Source organism: Nocardia aegles (assembly GCF_052545135.1).
In genome coordinates this window covers 409931-426831 of the sequence record NZ_JBQWRI010000001.1, presented here as the reverse complement: position 1 = coordinate 426831, position 16901 = coordinate 409931, and the positions used below count along the sequence as shown (strand labels likewise).

At 67.8% G+C, this 16901-nt stretch carries 17 protein-coding genes; 6 read left to right on the top strand and 11 right to left on the bottom strand.

Annotated elements, in window-relative coordinates:
• Positions 1-102 precede the first annotated feature (102 nt).
• Positions 103-1107, top strand: coding sequence for a hypothetical protein (locus ACT89H_RS02025; protein WP_445106731.1), 1005 nt, complete (start codon positions 103-105; stop codon positions 1105-1107).
• 16 nt (positions 1108-1123) lie between these two features.
• Here the strand turns inward: ACT89H_RS02025 and ACT89H_RS02020 are convergent, their stop codons facing one another.
• The 5 genes from ACT89H_RS02020 to dxr all read right to left on the bottom strand — a co-directional run bounded on the left by ACT89H_RS02020 (position 1124) and on the right by dxr (position 7689).
• A complete protein-coding gene (locus tag ACT89H_RS02020; protein WP_445106730.1) occupies positions 1124-2911 on the bottom strand; it encodes a penicillin-binding transpeptidase domain-containing protein in 1788 nt (595 codons plus the stop codon).
• A gap of 74 nt (positions 2912-2985) precedes the next feature.
• Entirely contained in the window at positions 2986-3849 is an 864-nt protein-coding gene (locus ACT89H_RS02015) for a GNAT family N-acetyltransferase (protein ID WP_445106729.1), read from the bottom strand.
• Positions 3850-3916: 67 nt separating this feature from the next.
• On the bottom strand, positions 3917-5074 hold the full coding sequence (gene ispG / locus ACT89H_RS02010; RefSeq protein WP_445106728.1) for a flavodoxin-dependent (E)-4-hydroxy-3-methylbut-2-enyl-diphosphate synthase: 1158 nt from the start codon (positions 5072-5074) through the stop codon (positions 3917-3919).
• Between the two features lie 108 nt (positions 5075-5182).
• Positions 5183-6382: a M50 family metallopeptidase gene (locus ACT89H_RS02005; RefSeq protein ID WP_445106727.1), complete on the bottom strand. Its 1200-nt coding sequence runs from the start codon at positions 6380-6382 to the stop codon at positions 5183-5185.
• A gap of 167 nt (positions 6383-6549) precedes the next feature.
• Complete coding sequence (dxr, locus tag ACT89H_RS02000; RefSeq protein ID WP_445106726.1) at positions 6550-7689, bottom strand: 1-deoxy-D-xylulose-5-phosphate reductoisomerase; 1140 nt, start codon at positions 7687-7689, stop codon at positions 6550-6552.
• A 144-nt stretch (positions 7690-7833) separates the two neighbouring features.
• On the opposite strand from dxr, the gene ACT89H_RS01995 reads away from it, so the two are divergent.
• Positions 7834-8100, top strand: a complete 267-nt coding sequence (locus ACT89H_RS01995) for a DUF2631 domain-containing protein (RefSeq protein ID WP_039799490.1) — start codon at positions 7834-7836, stop codon at positions 8098-8100.
• A 134-nt stretch (positions 8101-8234) separates the two neighbouring features.
• Entirely contained in the window at positions 8235-8549 is a 315-nt protein-coding gene (locus tag ACT89H_RS01990) for a hypothetical protein (protein ID WP_445106725.1), read from the top strand.
• 51 nt (positions 8550-8600) lie between these two features.
• Here the strand turns inward: ACT89H_RS01990 and ACT89H_RS01985 are convergent, their stop codons facing one another.
• Positions 8601-9524 carry a LysR family transcriptional regulator gene (locus tag ACT89H_RS01985; RefSeq protein WP_445106724.1) on the bottom strand — a complete coding sequence of 308 codons (924 nt, stop codon included), beginning with the start codon at positions 9522-9524 and terminating at the stop codon, positions 8601-8603.
• Positions 9525-9585: 61 nt separating this feature from the next.
• Here ACT89H_RS01985 and ACT89H_RS01980 point away from each other — a divergent pair, with 61 nt between their 5' ends.
• Together ACT89H_RS01980 and ACT89H_RS01975 are read left to right on the top strand one after the other, a co-directional pair.
• A complete protein-coding gene (locus tag ACT89H_RS01980) occupies positions 9586-9999 on the top strand; it encodes a DUF5997 family protein (protein WP_445106723.1) in 414 nt (137 codons plus the stop codon).
• 186 nt (positions 10000-10185) lie between these two features.
• Positions 10186-11622: an ATP-binding protein gene (locus ACT89H_RS01975; RefSeq protein WP_445106722.1), complete on the top strand. Its 1437-nt coding sequence runs from the start codon at positions 10186-10188 to the stop codon at positions 11620-11622.
• A gap of 127 nt (positions 11623-11749) precedes the next feature.
• Here the strand turns inward: ACT89H_RS01975 and rlmN are convergent, their stop codons facing one another.
• Positions 11750-12859: a dual-specificity RNA methyltransferase RlmN gene (gene rlmN, locus ACT89H_RS01970; RefSeq protein WP_445106721.1), complete on the bottom strand. Its 1110-nt coding sequence runs from the start codon at positions 12857-12859 to the stop codon at positions 11750-11752.
• 125 nt (positions 12860-12984) lie between these two features.
• Between rlmN and ACT89H_RS01965 the strand changes: the two genes are divergently transcribed.
• Positions 12985-13329, top strand: coding sequence for a LapA family protein (locus tag ACT89H_RS01965; protein WP_445106720.1), 345 nt, complete (start codon positions 12985-12987; stop codon positions 13327-13329).
• 12 nt (positions 13330-13341) lie between these two features.
• Here ACT89H_RS01965 and ACT89H_RS01960 read toward each other — a convergent pair whose 3' ends face one another.
• The 4 genes from ACT89H_RS01960 to tsf all read right to left on the bottom strand — a co-directional run bounded on the left by ACT89H_RS01960 (position 13342) and on the right by tsf (position 16822).
• Entirely contained in the window at positions 13342-14289 is a 948-nt protein-coding gene (locus ACT89H_RS01960; RefSeq protein WP_445107331.1) for a phosphatidate cytidylyltransferase, read from the bottom strand.
• A 174-nt stretch (positions 14290-14463) separates the two neighbouring features.
• The gene (gene frr, locus ACT89H_RS01955) at positions 14464-15021 is read right to left on the bottom strand and encodes a ribosome recycling factor (RefSeq protein WP_195042345.1); all 558 of its coding nucleotides are present in this window, start codon (positions 15019-15021) and stop codon (positions 14464-14466) included.
• Between the two features lie 52 nt (positions 15022-15073).
• Complete coding sequence (pyrH, locus tag ACT89H_RS01950; protein WP_445106719.1) at positions 15074-15802, bottom strand: UMP kinase; 729 nt, start codon at positions 15800-15802, stop codon at positions 15074-15076.
• 195 nt (positions 15803-15997) lie between these two features.
• Entirely contained in the window at positions 15998-16822 is an 825-nt protein-coding gene (tsf, locus tag ACT89H_RS01945) for a translation elongation factor Ts (RefSeq protein WP_445106718.1), read from the bottom strand.
• Positions 16823-16901: the final 79 nt, after the last annotated feature.

Here is a 16901-nt window from a genome sequence, read left to right as displayed (position 1 = left end):
TCGGCAGCACTGTTGCCGGCGGCCCGCTTTCGTCGCGGTTGGGCGAATACGACACGAGTCTCCGGCATCGCGGACGGAGGCTGCAGGGGTAAGGGGGTTCCGTTGGCGACCGTACTGAAGATGCTGCTGGCGGAGCGGCATCTCAAAAGTCATCACGATTTTCTGGCCGCGTACGACAGGTGCGCGGCACGGCTCGATCCGCCCATCCCGCCCGGGCACGGGCCTGCGAAGGCGCAGTACTACCAATGGTTGTCCGGGCGCATGATCGGACTGCCGCGCGACTATCACTGCCGGGTGCTGGAGCGTATGTTCCCGGGCTGGACCGTCGAGGGATTGTTTCAGATGGCCAACTCCGCACCGGTCGGCATCCGTTCGGAGGAAACGGGATTTTCCGGCATCGATGCCTCGCTCGAGGCCTTCCTCGGCGCCGAGATGACCACCAACGGAACGACGCTGGTGTACTCGGCGTTCGAGCTGACACGGCCCGCCCTGCACGCACTTCGAACAGCGGGCATCGACCGCAGGCGAGTGTTCCAGAAGCAGGGCGCGTTCGGGAACCGATACGTCGACCTCCCGTCGGTGGTCGCGGAGAACGATCTGCGGGGATTGTTGTACGTGCTCTCCTTTCTGCAACGCCAGACCAGCATCCCGGTAGAGGTCCGCAACGACCGGGATCTCGTCGCGCGCCGCGACCGCGCGTGCATCAGTTTCGGGCTCACCGGCAACGACTGCCTGCGGCGGTATCTGGACACCGCCGAGCAACCGCTGTTCACCGTGCACGACAGCGTCGCCGAAGACGGCTCCCGTTCCGTGCGTCTGCTGCTGGCCGACGCAAGCGCGTACGACTCCGGAGACGACCGCAACATCGGCATCGTCGCCCGGGTACGTCCCAGTCCGGACCGGCATCCCGGCCGCTACTGGATCCATTGCGGTGGTTTGGGTCCGCGCGGCACCGCCGGAGCGGGGTGGTACCTCGCCCACTCCTGGGGGACACTGCAACAGCGTGCCGGTGATCGCGATTTCGTCGCCGTCATCGGTGTCGACGAGTACTCCGACCACGCGGTCAGCCTGGAGCATCTGCTGATCGCGCCGGCCGCCGACGAGTGACGGTAACGGCCCCACGTCAGTATCCGGCTGGCAGCGCAGCCAGCATGTCCCGGGTCACCGCGACGGCGTTGTCGGAACTGCCGCCTTCGACCAGAAGCGTCGCGAATGCGAGATCGCCGCGGAAACCGACGAACCAGGAGTGCGACCCCCCGTCTACTTCGGCTTCGCCGGTCTTGCCGTAGACCGCGCCCTGGTCGGCGATCCGCTCGGCCGTACCCTCGACAACCACCTTGCGCATCATCGCGCGCAGCCCCTCGATGACGTCGGGAGCAAGCGCCGGGCGATCGCCATCGATCCGGGTGGGGCGCCCCGCGATCAGATACGGAACAGGGGCCGAGCCGTGCGCGATGGTCGCCACCATGAGCGCCATGCCGAACGGACTGACCACCACCTTGCCCTGGCCGATCCCGTCCTCGGTGCGCTGGATCAGATCGTCCGAGGCGGGCACGGAGCCGGAGACCGTCGGTAGCCCCACCACCGAATAGACAGGGCCCACACCGAGCTTCGCGGCGGTCTCGTGCAGCGCGGGACCGGGCAGGTCGCCGGCGAGTTTGGCGAACGAGGTGTTGCAGGACCGCTCATAGGCCGTGGACATCGGCACATTGCCGATGGTGAACAGGTTGTAGTTGGGGATCGTCCGCTCCCCGATCACGATTCGGCTCGGGCACGGCAGAACTGTGTCCGGAGTGGCGAGGCCGTTCGACATGGCCGCGGCGGCGGTCACGGTCTTGAACACCGAGCCGGGCGGATATTGGCCGATGGTCGCCAGCGGGCCGTCCCGATCAGCGGCCTTGTTCTGCGCGATCGCCAGGATCGCGCCGGTGGACGGGCGCAGCACCACCATCATCGTCTGCTCGGTACGCGCCTGCACGGCGTGCTGGGCGGCGTCCTGCACGTTGCGGTCGACGCTGAGCGAGAACGACGGCGCGGGCTGGGAGGGAACCTCCATCAGGACATCGGTATCGGCGCCGTTGGCGTTCAAAGTCACCACGCTCCACCCCGCCTTGCCGTCCACCTCCGCGATCACCGTCTTGCGCACCTGGGTGAGCAGATCGGGGGCGAACTCCCGATCGGTGGCGACCAGATCCCACTGCTGCGTCAGCGTGACGCCGGGCAGTCCGATCAGATCGGTGGTCACCTGGGCGGATTCGATGTCGTTGAGCAGCGCGACCGTATAGGCGCCGTGCGCGGCTTCGGCCGCGTCGAGAATCGACTGCGGCGTCAGCGACTTGTCGAAACGGTAGAGCGCGGCGGAGAGCGCGGTGGCCACGCTCTTCGGGTCGGCGGCGTCGGACGCGACGAACGCGACCCGCGACACCTTGCCCGGCACCATGACGTCGCTGCCGGACTGCTCGTTCACCCGCGCCCGCGGCGGCGGCTCCGACCGCAACGCCATCGTCTGGGTGTCGCCGAGTTTGGGATGGATGTCGGCGGAGGTCCAGCGGACCATCCACCGCCCGTTGCTGCGTCCCATCTGCAGCTGGCCCGAGTACTTCCAGGTCCGGTTCTTGGGTAGCCGCCACTCGTAGGTGTAGTCGACGGTCGCGGTGTCACCGGTCACGCGCGCCGCGCCGGTGCGGGCCGTGAGTTGTTCGGCCTGGAGCTGATCCCACGCGGAACGCAGTGCGGTGCTTGCCTTCTCCGGCAGATTCGTGAGGTCGGCGGCGGTGCGCACTCGGTGCTCGGCGAACGCTGCGACGAACGCGTCCGCGACCGGAACCGGCCCCTGGGGCTTGCTCGCACAACCGGCGGCGGCCACCGTGAGAGCCGCGACGGCGAGCGAGAGGAGCATCCGAGTGGACATCGGCACCGATGGTAGTAGTCACTGACCGGCAAACGCCTGCGGCACTCCGGGATTCGCCGCGCGGACGATCACACTCAGTCGACCAGGACGGTGGCGAAGGTCGCGATCTGCCGGAACCCGACCCGGCGGTAGGCGCGGCGGGCGATCTCGTTGTAGTCGTTCACGTACAGGCTCGCGATGCGGCCCGAAGCCACCACGGAGTTCGCGACCGCCGCGGTGCCCGCGGTGCCGTGCCCCTTCCCCCGATGATCCGGGTGCACCCAGACGCCTTGGATCTGACCGGTGCGCCGGGACAACGAGCCGACCTCCGCTTTGAAGACCACTTCGCCGTCCTCGAAACGAGCCCATGCGCGGCCGGATTCGATCAAGCTCTGGATGCGGCGACGATAGGCGCGTCCGCCGTCACCCGCGCGCGGATCGACGCCGACCTCCTCGATGAACATCGCGATCGCCGCCGAGAGGTAGCGATCGAGTTCGTCGCGACGCACCCGGCGGACCTCCGCGTCGGGCGTGGCCAGCGGTGGCTGGGCCAGCGCCAGCAGCGGCTGTTCTCCGCGTAGCTCGCGTTCGGGCCCCCAGTGCCCGGTCAACATCTCCCACAGCGGCAACGTCAGTTCTCTGCGCCCCACCACCGAGGAACAGATCCGGGGCCAGCGCATCGCGCGATCGGCGAACGCGCGCAACGCGCCACGATCCCCCAGCAACGGCACCAGGTTCGCACCCGAGAAACACAGTGACTCCGCGGGACCGCCCCTGCTCCACAGCTCCCCGTGGCCGCACCGGTTGTCCAGACCGAACTCTTGCAAGCGTGCCGCGACCATGCAGGAGGCGACGGGATCAGCATCCAGCACACGTAGCACCTGAGCAAGATCCCGATTAGCGAGCTGCCGCGCAGGGGCGTATTTGGCCCGGCGCGCCGGCTCCAGCAGACTCCGCACGGTGACAGCCTGCCACGAACCGGCGCGATGCGGTATGGCTATGCAGAAAGCGCTGGTAGGCGAGTCGTCAGCCGACGGTGACGACCGGTTCGCCGATGCCCGTGTCCGCACCCATCTCCTCGGCGATACGCATCGCCTCTTCGATGAGCGTTTCGACGATCTGCGCCTCCGGGACGGTCTTGATGACCTCACCCTTGACGAAGATCTGGCCTTTGCCGTTGCCCGAGGCCACACCGAGGTCGGCCTCGCGCGCCTCGCCGGGCCCGTTCACGACGCAACCCATGACGGCCACCCGCAGCGGCACCGCCATGCCCTCCAAGCCCGCGGTCACCTCGTTGGCCAGCGTGTACACGTCGACCTGGGCGCGCCCGCAGGAGGGGCACGACACGATCTCCAGCTTGCGCGGGCGCAGGTTCAGCGATTGCAGGATCTGCCCGCCGACCTTGACCTCCTCGGCAGGCGGCGCGGACAGCGAGACGCGGATCGTGTCGCCGATCCCCTCCGACAGCAGCGCGCCGAACGCGACCGCCGACTTGATCGTGCCCTGGAACGCCGGGCCCGCCTCGGTCACGCCGAGGTGCAGGGGGTAATCGCACTGCGCGGCCAGCTGACGGTAGGCCTCCACCATGATCACCGGGTCGTTGTGCTTGACCGAGATCTTGATGTCGCCGAACCCGTGTTCCTCGAACAGGCTCGCCTCCCACAGCGCCGACTCCACCAGCGCCTCCGGCGTGGCCTTGCCGTACTTCTCCATCATCCGTTTGTCCAGCGAACCGGCGTTCACGCCGATGCGGATCGGGATGCCCGCCGCGCCCGCGGCCTTGGCGACCTCCTTGACCCGGCCGTCGAACTCTTTGATGTTGCCGGGGTTGACCCGGACCGCGGCGCATCCCGCGTCGATCGCGGCGAAGATGTAGCGCGGCTGGAAGTGGATGTCGGCGATCACCGGGATCTGGGATTTCGCGGCGATCGTGGCCAGCGCGTCCGCGTCCTCCTGACGCGGGCAGGCCACCCGCACGATGTCGCACCCCGACGCGGTCAACTCCGCGATCTGCTGCAGGGTGGCGTTCACGTCGTGCGTCTTGGTCGTGGTCATGGACTGCACCGAGATCGGGTGGTCGCTGCCCACCCCGACATTGCCCACCATCAGCTGGCGGGTTCTACGCCGTGGAGCGAGCACTGCCGCGGGGGCGGTCGGCATCCCCAATCCGATTGTGCTGGTCACCTTCGGCTGCCTACTTTCGTCGTGTCCGGCCGGTTCGGTGCCGAGTCTAGCCGTGGCGTGCGACGCCCACCCTACGTCGCCGGTCACACCACCCGATCGGCGCGCCGGTCAGAACAACTTGATCGGGTTCACGATGTCGGCGGCCAGGGTGAGCAGCATGTACGCACCGCCGATCACCACGACGACATAGGTCGCGGGCAGCAACTTCAGGTAGTTCACCGGCGCCCCCGGCGCGAGCCCCTTCCAGCCGCGAACGGTGTTGCGGATCTTCTCGTAGATCACCACCGCGATGTGGCCGCCGTCCAGGGGAAGCAGCGGCAGCAAGTTGAAGATGCCGAGGAAGAAGTTCAAGCTGGCCAGCACCAGGATGAAGACGTTCCACAGGCCGCGTTCGGCGGTCTCGCCACCGATCTTGCTGGCGCCGTACACGCTGACCGGCGTCTCCGGATCCCGCTCACCTCCGGTCACCGCGTTCCAGAGCGCGGAGACCTTCGCGGGCATCTGGGTCAGCGAGTCGACCGTGCGCAGGAACATGTCCCCGGTGAACGCGGCGGCGGCCGGGACAGCGCCCAGCAGGTTGTATTGCACCGGGTCGTAGCGGTCCGGCGCAACGCCGACGGCGCCGACCACGCGGCCCTCGCCGCCACCCTCGGGATAGCGCACGACCCGCTCCGGGGTCACCGGAATGGTGAGGGTTCGGCCGTCGCGCTCGATGACGTAGGTGAACGGGCCGGTCTGCTTCTGGGTCTCGGCCTGGAACTGCCGCCAGGTGTCCACTTTGACGCCGTTCACTTCTGTGACGATGTCACCGCGCCGCAATCCGGCGCGCTGCGCCGGGCCCGTGCCGGTGCAGGGCTCGGTCGAGCCGTCGGGCTTCTCTTGCGGCACGCAGCTCATGACCCCCAGCGCGGTGGCGGGCGGCTCTTTCAGGTTCGGCAGCCCCCACCCGACCGCGAGCACGACGATCAGGATGAAGCCGAGCACGAAGTTCATCGCGATGCCACCGGACATCACCACCAGCCGCTTCCAGGTGGCCTGGCGGTACATGGCGCGGTCGAGTTCTTCCGGGCGCAGTTCGTCGAGCGCGGTCATGCCCGCGATGTCGCAGAAGCCGCCGAGCGGAAGCGCCTTCAGGCCGTACTCGGTCTCACCGCGGCGGAACGAGAAGATCTTCGGTCCGAATCCGATGAAGTACCGCCGCACCTTCATGCCGGTCGCCTGGGCGGTCCACATGTGCCCACATTCGTGCAGCGCGATCGACACGGTGATGCCCAGCGCGAACAGCACGAACCCCAACGCGAACACCATTTGCTCTACAGCCCTCCTGCGTATGCGCAGCTCGAATATCCCGCACCCACGCGTCCGCTCCTGGCCGCGAGCACTCTGGACCAGCGTAACCGGACAAAGTCTTGTCCTGTGTGTTCAGTGTGCCGGCACGCCGTCGCCGGGCGCGTCCGATCCGGCGCGCGAGGACATCAGCCGCGTACCCGAGCGGCGGCGAACTCCCGCGCCCAGGTATCCGCGGCGAGGACCTCGTCGAGCGATTCCGGCTCCGCGCGCCACTGCTGCGCCGCCTCCACCGCGGCGGCCACCGTGCCGACGATCTGCGGAAAACGGATGGCGCCGTCCAGGAAAGCCCGCACCGCCACCTCGTTGGCGGCGTTGTAGACCGCGGTGACGCTGCCACCGGCCTCGCCCGCCGCGCGGGCCAGCTCTACCGCAGGAAACACGTCGTTGTCGAGCGGTTCGAACGTCCAGGTCAACGCGGCGCCGAAATCGCAGGCCGCGGCCGCGCCGGGCACCCGGTCCGGCCAGCCGAGCGCCAGCGCGATGGGCAGCTTCATGTCCGGCGGGCTGGCCTGGGCGAGCGTGGAGCCGTCGGCGAAGGTGACCATCGAGTGCACGATCGACTGCGGGTGCACGGTGACGTCGATGCGGTCGTAGGGCACTCCGAACAGCAGGTGCGTCTCGATCAGCTCGAGTCCCTTGTTCACCAGCGACGCCGAGTTGAGAGTGTTCATCAAGCCCATCGACCAGGTGGGATGCGCCTTGGCCTCGGCGGGCTCGACCGACTCCAGCATCTCGGCGGTCCAGCCGCGGAACGGGCCGCCGGAGGCGGTGAGCACCAGCCGGTCGACCTCGTCGGCGCGACCACCGCGCAGGCACTGCGCCAGCGCGGAATGTTCCGAATCCACCGGGACGATCTGCCCGGGAGCGGCGGCACGTGTAACCAGGGAGCCGCCCGCGACCAGCGACTCCTTGTTGGCCAGGGCCAGGCGCGCACCGGACTGGAGGGTGACCAGGGTCGGCTCCAGTCCGAGCGAGCCGACCAGAGCGTTGAGCACGACGTCCGCTTCGGTGCGGCGCACCAACTCGGTCACCGCCCCCGGGCCGCCCAGCGGCAGGTCCAGCCGCTGGGCCGCGGCCGGATCGGCGACGGCCACATTGCGCGTGCCCGTGGCGGCCATCTGGGCGGCGAGCAGGTCGGTGTTGCCGCCACGCGCGGCGAGTCCGACCACCTCGAAGCGGTCGGGATTGGCGGCGATCACCTCGAGCGCCTGGGTGCCAATGGATCCGGTACTGCCCAGCAGCAGGACTCTCACGATGTCGGACACGACTTCATTGTGTCCTACCGCAGGAGCAGGTTCGACCGGCGCGGGCCGACTTACAACGACGCACCGTCGTATGTCACGATATGCGGCAGCAGCTCATCGAGTGCGTACCGGAATCGCGGTACAAGTAACAGCTAAGGAGCGATCGTGGCCGCCACGGAACTCGAACACGCCGACACCGAGCGCGTCGTCACCCGCGTGGACACCGCCGAAGTTCCCTCCGCAGCCTGGGGCTGGAGCGGCGAGTCGCGTCGCACCTTCCGGATCGCGGGCTGGATCGTCGCGCTGATCCTGCTGGCCATGCTGGTCGGCAACCACAAGGGCAAGGTCGAGGACATCTTCCTCGTCGGCTTCGCCGTCCTGATCGCGGGCATCCTGATCCGCGACTCCGTGCTGCAGCGCAAGCCGCGATAGTCCGAAAAGTCTTCTCGCACAATCTCATTCGTCCTGTACCGCTGCGCCTCGGCCCGGTACCGTGTGCGTCCGAGGTCCCCGTCCCCGCCGGGTCGCGGACCTCGGTTTCTGTTCGCACGACTACTTAGGACGCAATGATCAAGATCTGTTCGGCCGCCCTGCTCGCCGCGAGCGCGTTCGGCTCGCTGCTGCTGTTGCCCGCCGCACCCGCGCACGCCCAGTCACCGGCGTGCGGCGCGGCCATCGACGCGATCAACGCCGCCATCAGCGAATCGGGCGGGAACTTGGACCCGACCGTGCAGCAGTCGCTCGCCGCCAAGCTCTCGGCCATCCAGGCCCAAGACGTGGAGAAGGACGCGATCGCCGCCTACGCCCGCGCCCTCACCGACGACAAGGTCACGAGCATGGACGCCGCGACCGACGAACTGAACCGAGCCTGCAAGAGCTGATCGTCGGGCGGCGCGGACCCGCCGTGGTGCGCGCCGCCGCTGGCTGGATCGCTAGCGACCACGGCGTCGGGTGGGTTTCTTCTTGGCCGGAGCGGGACGACCACCCGTCTTCTTGGCCGGGGGCTTCTTCCGCGACTCGTACGGCTCGGCTCGGGCAGCGCTGCGGGAGCTGCGCTCGGAACGGCCACGGACCACGCCGATGAACTCCTCGACCAGAGCGGTGGCGCGGTCGGCGGGCCAAGCCAGCGCGACCTCCGTGTCGGGGACGTCGAGCATCGGCCGGTAGACGAGGTCGCGGCGATGATGCAGGCGAGCAAGCGAGTGCGGCACGATGGCCGCCCCACCGGCCGCGGCGACGAGCTCCAGTGCGCCGCCGACCGCGTCGACGTCCGAGGCGTCCTGGAGACGCTCGTCGGCCAGGTCGGCCATCCGCACCTCGTCGAACACCGACAGCGGGTGCTCCTTCTGCACCACCACGACCGGAACCTCCCGGTAGAGCGGGATCGCGCTCATGCCCTCGCGGTCGATCGGCAGCCGGACGAAGCACATGTCCACGCGGCCTGCGCGCAGCGCCGCTTCCTGATCCGCCTGCGCCAGCGCGCTCACCTCGAGCGGGATGTCCGGGAACCGCTCGGCCCAGATCCTGGTCCATTTGGACACCGTGACGCCCGGCACGAAACCCACCCGCAGGACTGCGGGACCCTCCGGCTCCTGTCCCGGTGCCGCCGACTCGGCCCGCGCGATGATCGCACGCGCCTGCTCCAGTAACTCCCGCCCGGCGTCGGTGAGCTGGGTCGGTTGCGCGCCGGGCACGAAAAGCTTTGTGCCGAGCGCGTTCTCCATGTCGATGACGGTATGGCTGAGCTTCTGCCGCGTGATCTGCAGCGATTTCGCCGCGCGCGCGAAGTGCAACTCCTGCGCGACCGCGACGAACCAGCGCAGGCGTACCACATCGATCGACTCCAACCGGCTCATTCGTGGAAGCGTAGGCCACCGCGCGGTCGGGCCCCGCCGCGCCGCCCAGTAAGCTGGGTCGGTGAGCCCGGACAAGAAACCGCAGATGATGAAGCCGTTGACGGCGGCGAACAAGCTCGGCATCTACCTCCCGGCCGCACCCGAGGAGTTCCGCAACGCGCCGATCTCCCGCACCCAGCTCGACGCGCTGCGCAACGATCCCCCCGATTGGCTCACCGAACTGCGCCGCACCGGCCCGTTTCCCCGCGACGTGGTGGCACGCAAACTCGGCATCTCCCACACCGGCTTGACCCGGGCCGGAGTATCCGACCACCTCACCGTCGACGAGATCGACGCTTTGCTCGCCGACCCGCCGGAGTGGCTCGTGCGCGAGCGGGAGAACTACGCCGCGGTCCGCGCGGAGAACGCGCGTATCAAGGCGAAGGAAGCCGAACGTCGCGCCGCCACCAACCGTCCGGCGAAGAACCGCGGCTAGAGCGTCCGTACACGTTCGCCCGTCGGCAGGCGGCCGCAAGGCTTCCTCGATGCGACGGCCGAGTTGCGACGACCGGCCTTCAGCCGGGAATCTCAGCCCTCCGCGGCCAACCCATACATCGCCATCAGATACTATCGCGTGCGATAGTATCGCGCTCGGTAGTATCGGCGATTCGGGAGGCGTGGCTTGGTCGACTTCATCGGGCGGCAACGTGAGCTGGACACACTTGCGGCCGCACTGACCGGGGTGCGGACCGAAATCGGAACAGCGAGACCGGGACGCTGCCTGATCCTGCGTGGCCGACGCAGGATCGGAAAGTCCGCACTGGTAGAGGAGTTCGTAGATCGGAACCGAGTACCGAACGTCTTTCACACCAGTGAGATCGGCTTCGGAACCGATCCGCTCACCGAGTTCGTCGACGCCGTGCGTAGTTCGTCGCTGCCTGACGCCGACGTCTTCGCCGAGGCCCTCCCGGGCAACTGGACAGCGGCGCTGCGCCAGCTCGCAGGCATCCTGCCGGACGACCAGCCGACTGTGGTAGTGCTCGACGAACTGCCATACCTCATGGATCCAGCAGGTGCGTTCGAGAGCATTTTGCAGCGGGCGTGGGATCGAGAGCTCTCACGCAAACCAGTGCTGCTGATCCTCATCGGCTCCGATCTCGCCATGATGCAAGCACTCACCTCATACGGACGGCCATTCCACCAACGCGGCACCGAAATGCGCCTGGGACCACTAAATCCGGCCGATGTGGCGGCGATGACGGGCCTGGAACCAGCAGCCGCCTTCGACGCGGCGCTGGTGACTGGAGGATTGCCTGTCATCGCGGCGCGCTGGCGGACGGGCGAGGATGTCCGGCCATTCCTCGCCCGTGAACTGGCAGACCCGGTGAGCCCCTTGGTCGTGTCCGCACAGCTGTCGCTCGCCGCCGAATTTCCGGAACAAACCCAAGCCCGACAGGTGTTGGCGACCATCGGCAGCGGTGAACGCACCTTCACCAACATCGCCAGAGCGGCCGGCGGCATCGCGCACTCGACGCTGACGCGGGCTATCGAGCTGTTGACCAGCAAGAGCATCGTCGCGGCGGAGTTGCCGATCAGTCTCACACCGTCCAAGGAACGCCGGTACCGGATCACCGACCCATATCTGCGCTTCTGGCTGACCTTCCTCGGTCCCCATCTCACCGAACTGGACCGTATGCGCCCCGACCTCACCCTCGAACGAATCCACCGCGGATGGACGAGCTGGCGAGGCCGCGCCATAGAGCCGCTGGTCCGCGAATCACTTGCACGGCTGCTCCCCGCACACGGCATCTCCGCGGCCCCCGCGATCGGCGGCTACTGGACCCGCAGCAACGACGTGGAAATCGACATCGTCGGCGCCGACCGCGAGCCCGTCGCACGCGAACTGGCATTCCTCGGGTCCATCAAGTGGCTGGAAAACTCACCCTTCGACAGTCACGACCTGACCGCGCTCCACCGCCACCGCCACCGTGTCACCGACGAACCGATCCCGCTCGTCGCCGTCACCCGGTCCGGAGTCACCACCGAACACCTCGACGCCGTATTCACCCCGGCGGATCTCCTCGAGGCCTGGCAACCTGGCAGTGAGCAGCCGCGATGATCGGCGGAGGAACGTGAAACGCGGACACCACGCTCAGATGGACCAATCTGGATCGACGCCGAACCGGACACCATGCCGTGACGGACACGATCACACCCTTGACGCCGCTCCCAGCGTCGATCGGATGTCAGCCCTCCGCGGCCAACTGCCCGCAGGCGGCGGCGATTTCCTGGCCGCGGGTGTCACGGACCGTGCAGGGCACGCCCTTGGCGTTGACCCGGCGGACGAACTCCTGCTCGACGGGCTTGGGGCTGGCGTCCCACTTGCTGCCCGGTGTCGGGTTGAGCGGGATGACGTTGACGTGCACCCGGGAGCCGAGCGCCGTGTGCAGTTTCTCGCCCAGCATGTCCGCACGCCATGGATGGTCGTTGATGTCGCGGATGAGCGCGTATTCGATCGAGACGCGGCGGCCGGTCTGGTCGGCGTAGTAGCGGGCCGCGTCGAGCACCTCGGCGACCGGCCAGCGATTGTTCACCGGGACCAGGGTGTCGCGCAGTTCGTCGTCGGGCGTATGCAGCGAGACGGCGAGCGTGACCGACAATCCCTCGTCGGCCAGTTTGCGGATTGCCGGAGCCAGCCCGACGGTCGAGACCACGACATTGCGCTGGGAGATGCCGAGCCCGTCCGGCGCGGGTGAGGTGATCCGGCGGACCGCGGCGACCACCCGCTTGTAGTTCGCCAGCGGCTCACCCATACCCATGAAGACGATGTTGGACAACCTGCCCGGCCCGCCCGCCACTTCCCCGTCCCGCAGCGCTGCGGCCGCGGCACGCACCTGGTCGACGATCTCCGCGGTGGACAGGTTGCGGTTCAGCCCACCTTGCCCGGTGGCACAGAACGGGCACGCCATGCCGCAGCCGGCTTGACTGGAGATGCACAGCGTCGCGCGATCGGGATAGCGCATGAGCACGCTTTCCAGCAGCGTGCCGTCGCCCGCGCGCCACAGCGTCTTGCGGGTCTCCCCATCGTCACACGCCACATGTTTGACCACGCTGAGCAGCGGCGGGAACAGCGCCTCGCCGATCTGCTCCCGGACCACGGCGGGCAGATCCGTCATCTGCGCCGGATCGGCCTGCAATCGCGCGTAGTACTGCCGGGCGATCTGATCGGCGCGGAACTTCGGCAGGCCCAGTTCCTCGACGGCCGCGCGCCTGGCCTCGGCGTCGAGGTCGGCGAGATGGCGCGGCGGCATGCCGCGGCGCGGAGCGTCGAAAACCAGGGGCAGGGAGACGGTCATAGTTGCTCCATTGTCCCATCCGGAGGAAAAGCGCCCGCACTCGACCGCATACGGGCGGCTCGACATGCCTGATTCGCCAGCGGGAAATACCTGCGGCGGTGATAGCCGTCGGCAATGATCGAGGTATGTCCACGCATGCCGAACACCCGCCGGAACCCGATCCGGACCTGTCGAAGCGCCGGCGCACGACGCCGCCGGGCGCCCCACCCACCGCCGCGACCAAGAGGTCACTGTCCTCGCGCACCGGCTATGCCTGGACCGGGCTCGTCGCGGGCATCCTGATCCTGGTCCTGTTGCTGATCTTCATCGTGCAGAACCTCGAGCAGGTCCAAGTGCACTTCTTCTTCTGGGACTTCTCGCTGCCGTTGGGCGTCACCGTACTGTTGTCGATGATCGGCGGCGCGCTCGTCATGGCCTCGGTGGGCGGCATGCGCATCCTGCAACTTCGCCGCGCGGCCAAGAAGATCTGACCTGCCCACGGATCACAGCAGCGTCGACAGCACCAGCCACGAGACGAACGCCGAGGGGAGCATGGAGTCGAGGCGGTCCATGATGCCCCCGTGGCCGGGCAGCAGCGTGCCCATGTCCTTGATGCCGAGTTCGCGCTTGATCTGCGATTCGATCAGATCGCCGCAAGTGGCCACCAGCACCAGGCCGACGCCGAGGACAACGCCGATCATCGAGTTGGCATCCAGCAGCAGCGTCACCGTGAGCAGACCGCCGATCACGCTGAACACCAGCGAGCCGCCGAAGCCCTCCCACGACTTCTTCGGGCTGATCGAGGGCACCATCGGATGCTTGCCGAACAGCACGCCCGCCACATAACCGCCGACGTCGGAGCAGACCACCAGAATCATGAAGGTCAGCACCCGCAGATTGCCGTCCGGTTCGAGCAGCAGCAGCGTGGCGAACGAGGCGAGCAGCGGAATCCAGGCCAGCGTGAACACCGTGATCGCGGTGTCGCGCAAGAAGTTTCGCGGAGCGGTCCGCAAGCCGTGGTCGAACAGCCGCCACACCATGCAGATCAACGTGGTCGCCGCGAACGCGCCGGCGACACCGCTCGCGCCGTACGGCCAGCCCAGCCAGAACACCGCTTGGCCGCCCACGATCAGCGGAACCCGCGGAACGAGCACATCCGCTTCGCGCAGCCGCTTGGCGACCTCCCAGGTGGCCACGCCGACCCCGGCCGCCGCGACGCCGATGAACACCTTCGGCACGAACAGCAGGATCGCGATCAGCGAAAGGCCCAGGCCGAAGCCGACGGCGAGCGCGGCGGGCAGATTGCGACCCGCGCGCGAACCACTCGATGCGGGAGCGCCGTGCGGCGCGGCGGGATGAGGCTCCGACGTCGTGGGGCCGCCTAACGGTTCATGACCGGAAGCCCCGGCATCGTGCGGGTGCTGTCGCGTCGCATCGGCTGTCCCGTTCACCGGCGGCTCCTCTGCCGCACCGGTCGCGGCGGCATTCTCGGCCACGATTGTCCCGTCGCTCAACTCGTCGTTCCGTTCGTCCCCCGCCCGGGCGGGCCTCGGCGCTGTCACGTGCGGCACTCGCCGTGACCCGCGCCTCCTCCGGGCCCCGTCACGTCTGCCGACCGATCCGCGTCAGACCTCGAGCAGTTCGGCTTCCTTGTGCTTCACCAGTTCGTCGACCTGGCCGACATACTTGGCGGTGGTCTTGTCGAGTTCCTTCTCGGCGCGCCCGACTTCGTCCTCGCCTGCCTCGCCATCTTTCTGGATGCGTGACAGTTCGTCCATCGCCTTGCGACGGACATTGCGGATGGCCACCTTGGCGTCCTCACCTTTGCCCTTCGCCTGCTTGGCGAGCTCACGGCGGCGCTCCTCGGTCAGCTGCGGCACCGAGATCCGGATGATGTCTCCGTTGTTGGTGGGGTTGACGCCCAGATCCGAATTGCGGATCGCGGTCTCGATCGGCCCCAGCTGGGCCGCCTCATAGGGCTTGATCACGACCATGCGCGGCTCCGGCACCGTGATGCTGGACATCTGGGTGATCGGGGTCGGCGATCCGTAGTAGTCGACCACGACCCGGGAGAACATGCCCGGATTCGCGCGACCGGTACGAATGGTTCCGAGATCGTCCTTCGCCACCGAGACGGCCTTCTCCATCTTCTCCTCGGCATCGAAGAGCGCTTCTTCAATCACGACCGTTTCCTCCACAGCGTCGTCATGTCATGATCCGCGGTCCGCGGGTATATCAGGACCGAACCAATGTGCCGATCTTCTCACCGGCGACCGCGCGGGCGATATTGCCCTTGGTCAACAAATTGAACACCAGAATCGGCATCTGGTTGTCCATGCACAAGCTGAAGGCGGTCGCGTCCGCGACCTTGAGGCCGCGCTCGATGACCTCTTTGTGGGTGATCTCGGTGTACATGGTCGCGGTCTCGTCGACGCGCGGATCAGCGGTGAACACCCCGTCGACCGCCTTGGCCATCAAGACCACGTCCGCGCCGATCTCCAGCGCGCGCTGAGCGGCGGTGGTGTCGGTGGAGAAGTACGGCATGCCCATGCCCGCTCCGAAGATGACCACGCGGCCCTTCTCCAGGTGCCGCTTGGCCCGCAGCGGAAGGTAGGGCTCGGCGACCTGGCCCATGGTGATCGCGGTCTGCACCCGGGTGTCCACGCCTTGCTGCTGCAAAAAGTCTTGCAGCGCAAGGCTGTTCATCACGGTACCGAGCATGCCCATATAGTCCGAGCGCGCCCGCTCCATGCCGCGCTCCTCGAGTTCCGCGCCGCGGAAGAAGTTCCCGCCGCCGATCACCACAGCCACCTGGACGCCGGTGGCGACCACCTCGGCGATCTGCTCGGCCACCGTCTGCACGACGTCCGGGTCGAGTCCGACGTTCCCGCCGCCGAACATCTCCCCGCCGAGTTTCAGCAGTACCCGGCGATATCCTGGGCGATCGGTCCCCGGGTCCGTCATGGGTCTCCAGTCTCCTTCGGCGAGGGATTGTCGTTCTTCCGGCGATTCGTTGCTCACGGCAGGCGCCGGTGATGTAGAGCAAGGCAGAACGGCACCTATCCTGCCTTATTCGGGTTGAGCGGCAGCAGAAGGCCCCCCGTCAACCGGCGTTCGTTCGGTCGGCGGGGGGCCTGCACGCTGGGGGCGCGGCGGAACTCAGTTCGCGCCGACCTCGAAGCGGGCGAAGCGAGTGATGGTGACACCGGCCTCGTCCAACAGAGCCTTGACGGTCTTCTTCGAATCGGTGACCGACGGCTGCTCGAGCAGCACGACGTCCTTGAAGAAGCCGTTGACCCGGCCCTCGGTGATCTTCGGCAGCGCGGCCTCGGGCTTACCCTCCTCGCGAGCGGTCTGCTCGGCGATGCGGCGCTCGTTCTCCACGATGTCGGCCGGAACTTCGTCGCGCGTCACGTACTTGGCCTTGAGCGCGGCGACCTGCATGGCGGCGCTGCGAGCGGCGTCGGCCGCGGCGTCGCCTTCACCGGTGTACTCGACCAGCACACCGACCGCGGGCGGCAGGTCGGAGGCACGCTTGTGCAGGTAGGTGGCGACCGGGCCGTTCAGCGAGATGACGCGGCGCAGCTCGAGCTTCTCGCCGATCTTCGCGGCGAGCGCCTGCACGGCCTCGTCGACGGTCTTGCCGCCCAGGTCCAGCGCCTTCAGCGTGTCCAGGTCGCCCGGCTTGGCGGCCGCCGCGGCGGCGACGACCTGCTCGGCCAACTGCTGGAACTCCGCGTTCTTCGCGACGAAGTCGGTCTCGGAGTTGATCTCGACCATGACGCCGTCCTTGGCGGCGACCAGGCCTTCGGCGGTGGTGCGCTCGGCACGCTTGCCGACGTCCTTCGCGCCCTTGATGCGCAGCAGCTCGACGGCCTTGTCGAAGTCACCGTCGGTCTCGGCCAGCGCGTTCTTGCAGTCCATCATGCCGGAGCCGGTCAGCTCCCGGAGCCGCTTCACATCGGCAGCGGTGTAGTTCGCCATTCTCGGCGAGCCTCCTTTGGAGAAGTGTGGGTGTTGACAGCGGCGATCACGATGACACTGGCGCGTGATCGCCGCTGAA

Excerpts from the sequence above, each read along its gene's own strand:
- ACT89H_RS02020 (WP_445106730.1), bottom strand. The coding sequence starts at position 2,911 with ATGTCCACTCGGATGCTCCTCTCGCTCGCCGTCGCGGCTCTCACGGTG.
- tsf (WP_445106718.1), bottom strand. The coding sequence starts at position 16,822 with ATGGCGAACTACACCGCTGCCGATGTGAAGCGGCTCCGGGAGCTGACC.
- rlmN (WP_445106721.1), bottom strand. The coding sequence starts at position 12,859 with ATGACCGTCTCCCTGCCCCTGGTTTTCGACGCTCCGCGCCGCGGCATG.
- ACT89H_RS01990 (WP_445106725.1), top strand. The coding sequence starts at position 8,235 with ATGATCAAGATCTGTTCGGCCGCCCTGCTCGCCGCGAGCGCGTTCGGC.
- pyrH (WP_445106719.1), bottom strand. The coding sequence starts at position 15,802 with ATGACGGACCCGGGGACCGATCGCCCAGGATATCGCCGGGTACTGCTG.
- ACT89H_RS01985 (WP_445106724.1), bottom strand. The coding sequence starts at position 9,524 with ATGAGCCGGTTGGAGTCGATCGATGTGGTACGCCTGCGCTGGTTCGTC.
- ACT89H_RS01965 (WP_445106720.1), top strand. The coding sequence starts at position 12,985 with ATGTCCACGCATGCCGAACACCCGCCGGAACCCGATCCGGACCTGTCG.
- ACT89H_RS02005 (WP_445106727.1), bottom strand. The coding sequence starts at position 6,382 with ATGGTGTTCGCGTTGGGGTTCGTGCTGTTCGCGCTGGGCATCACCGTG.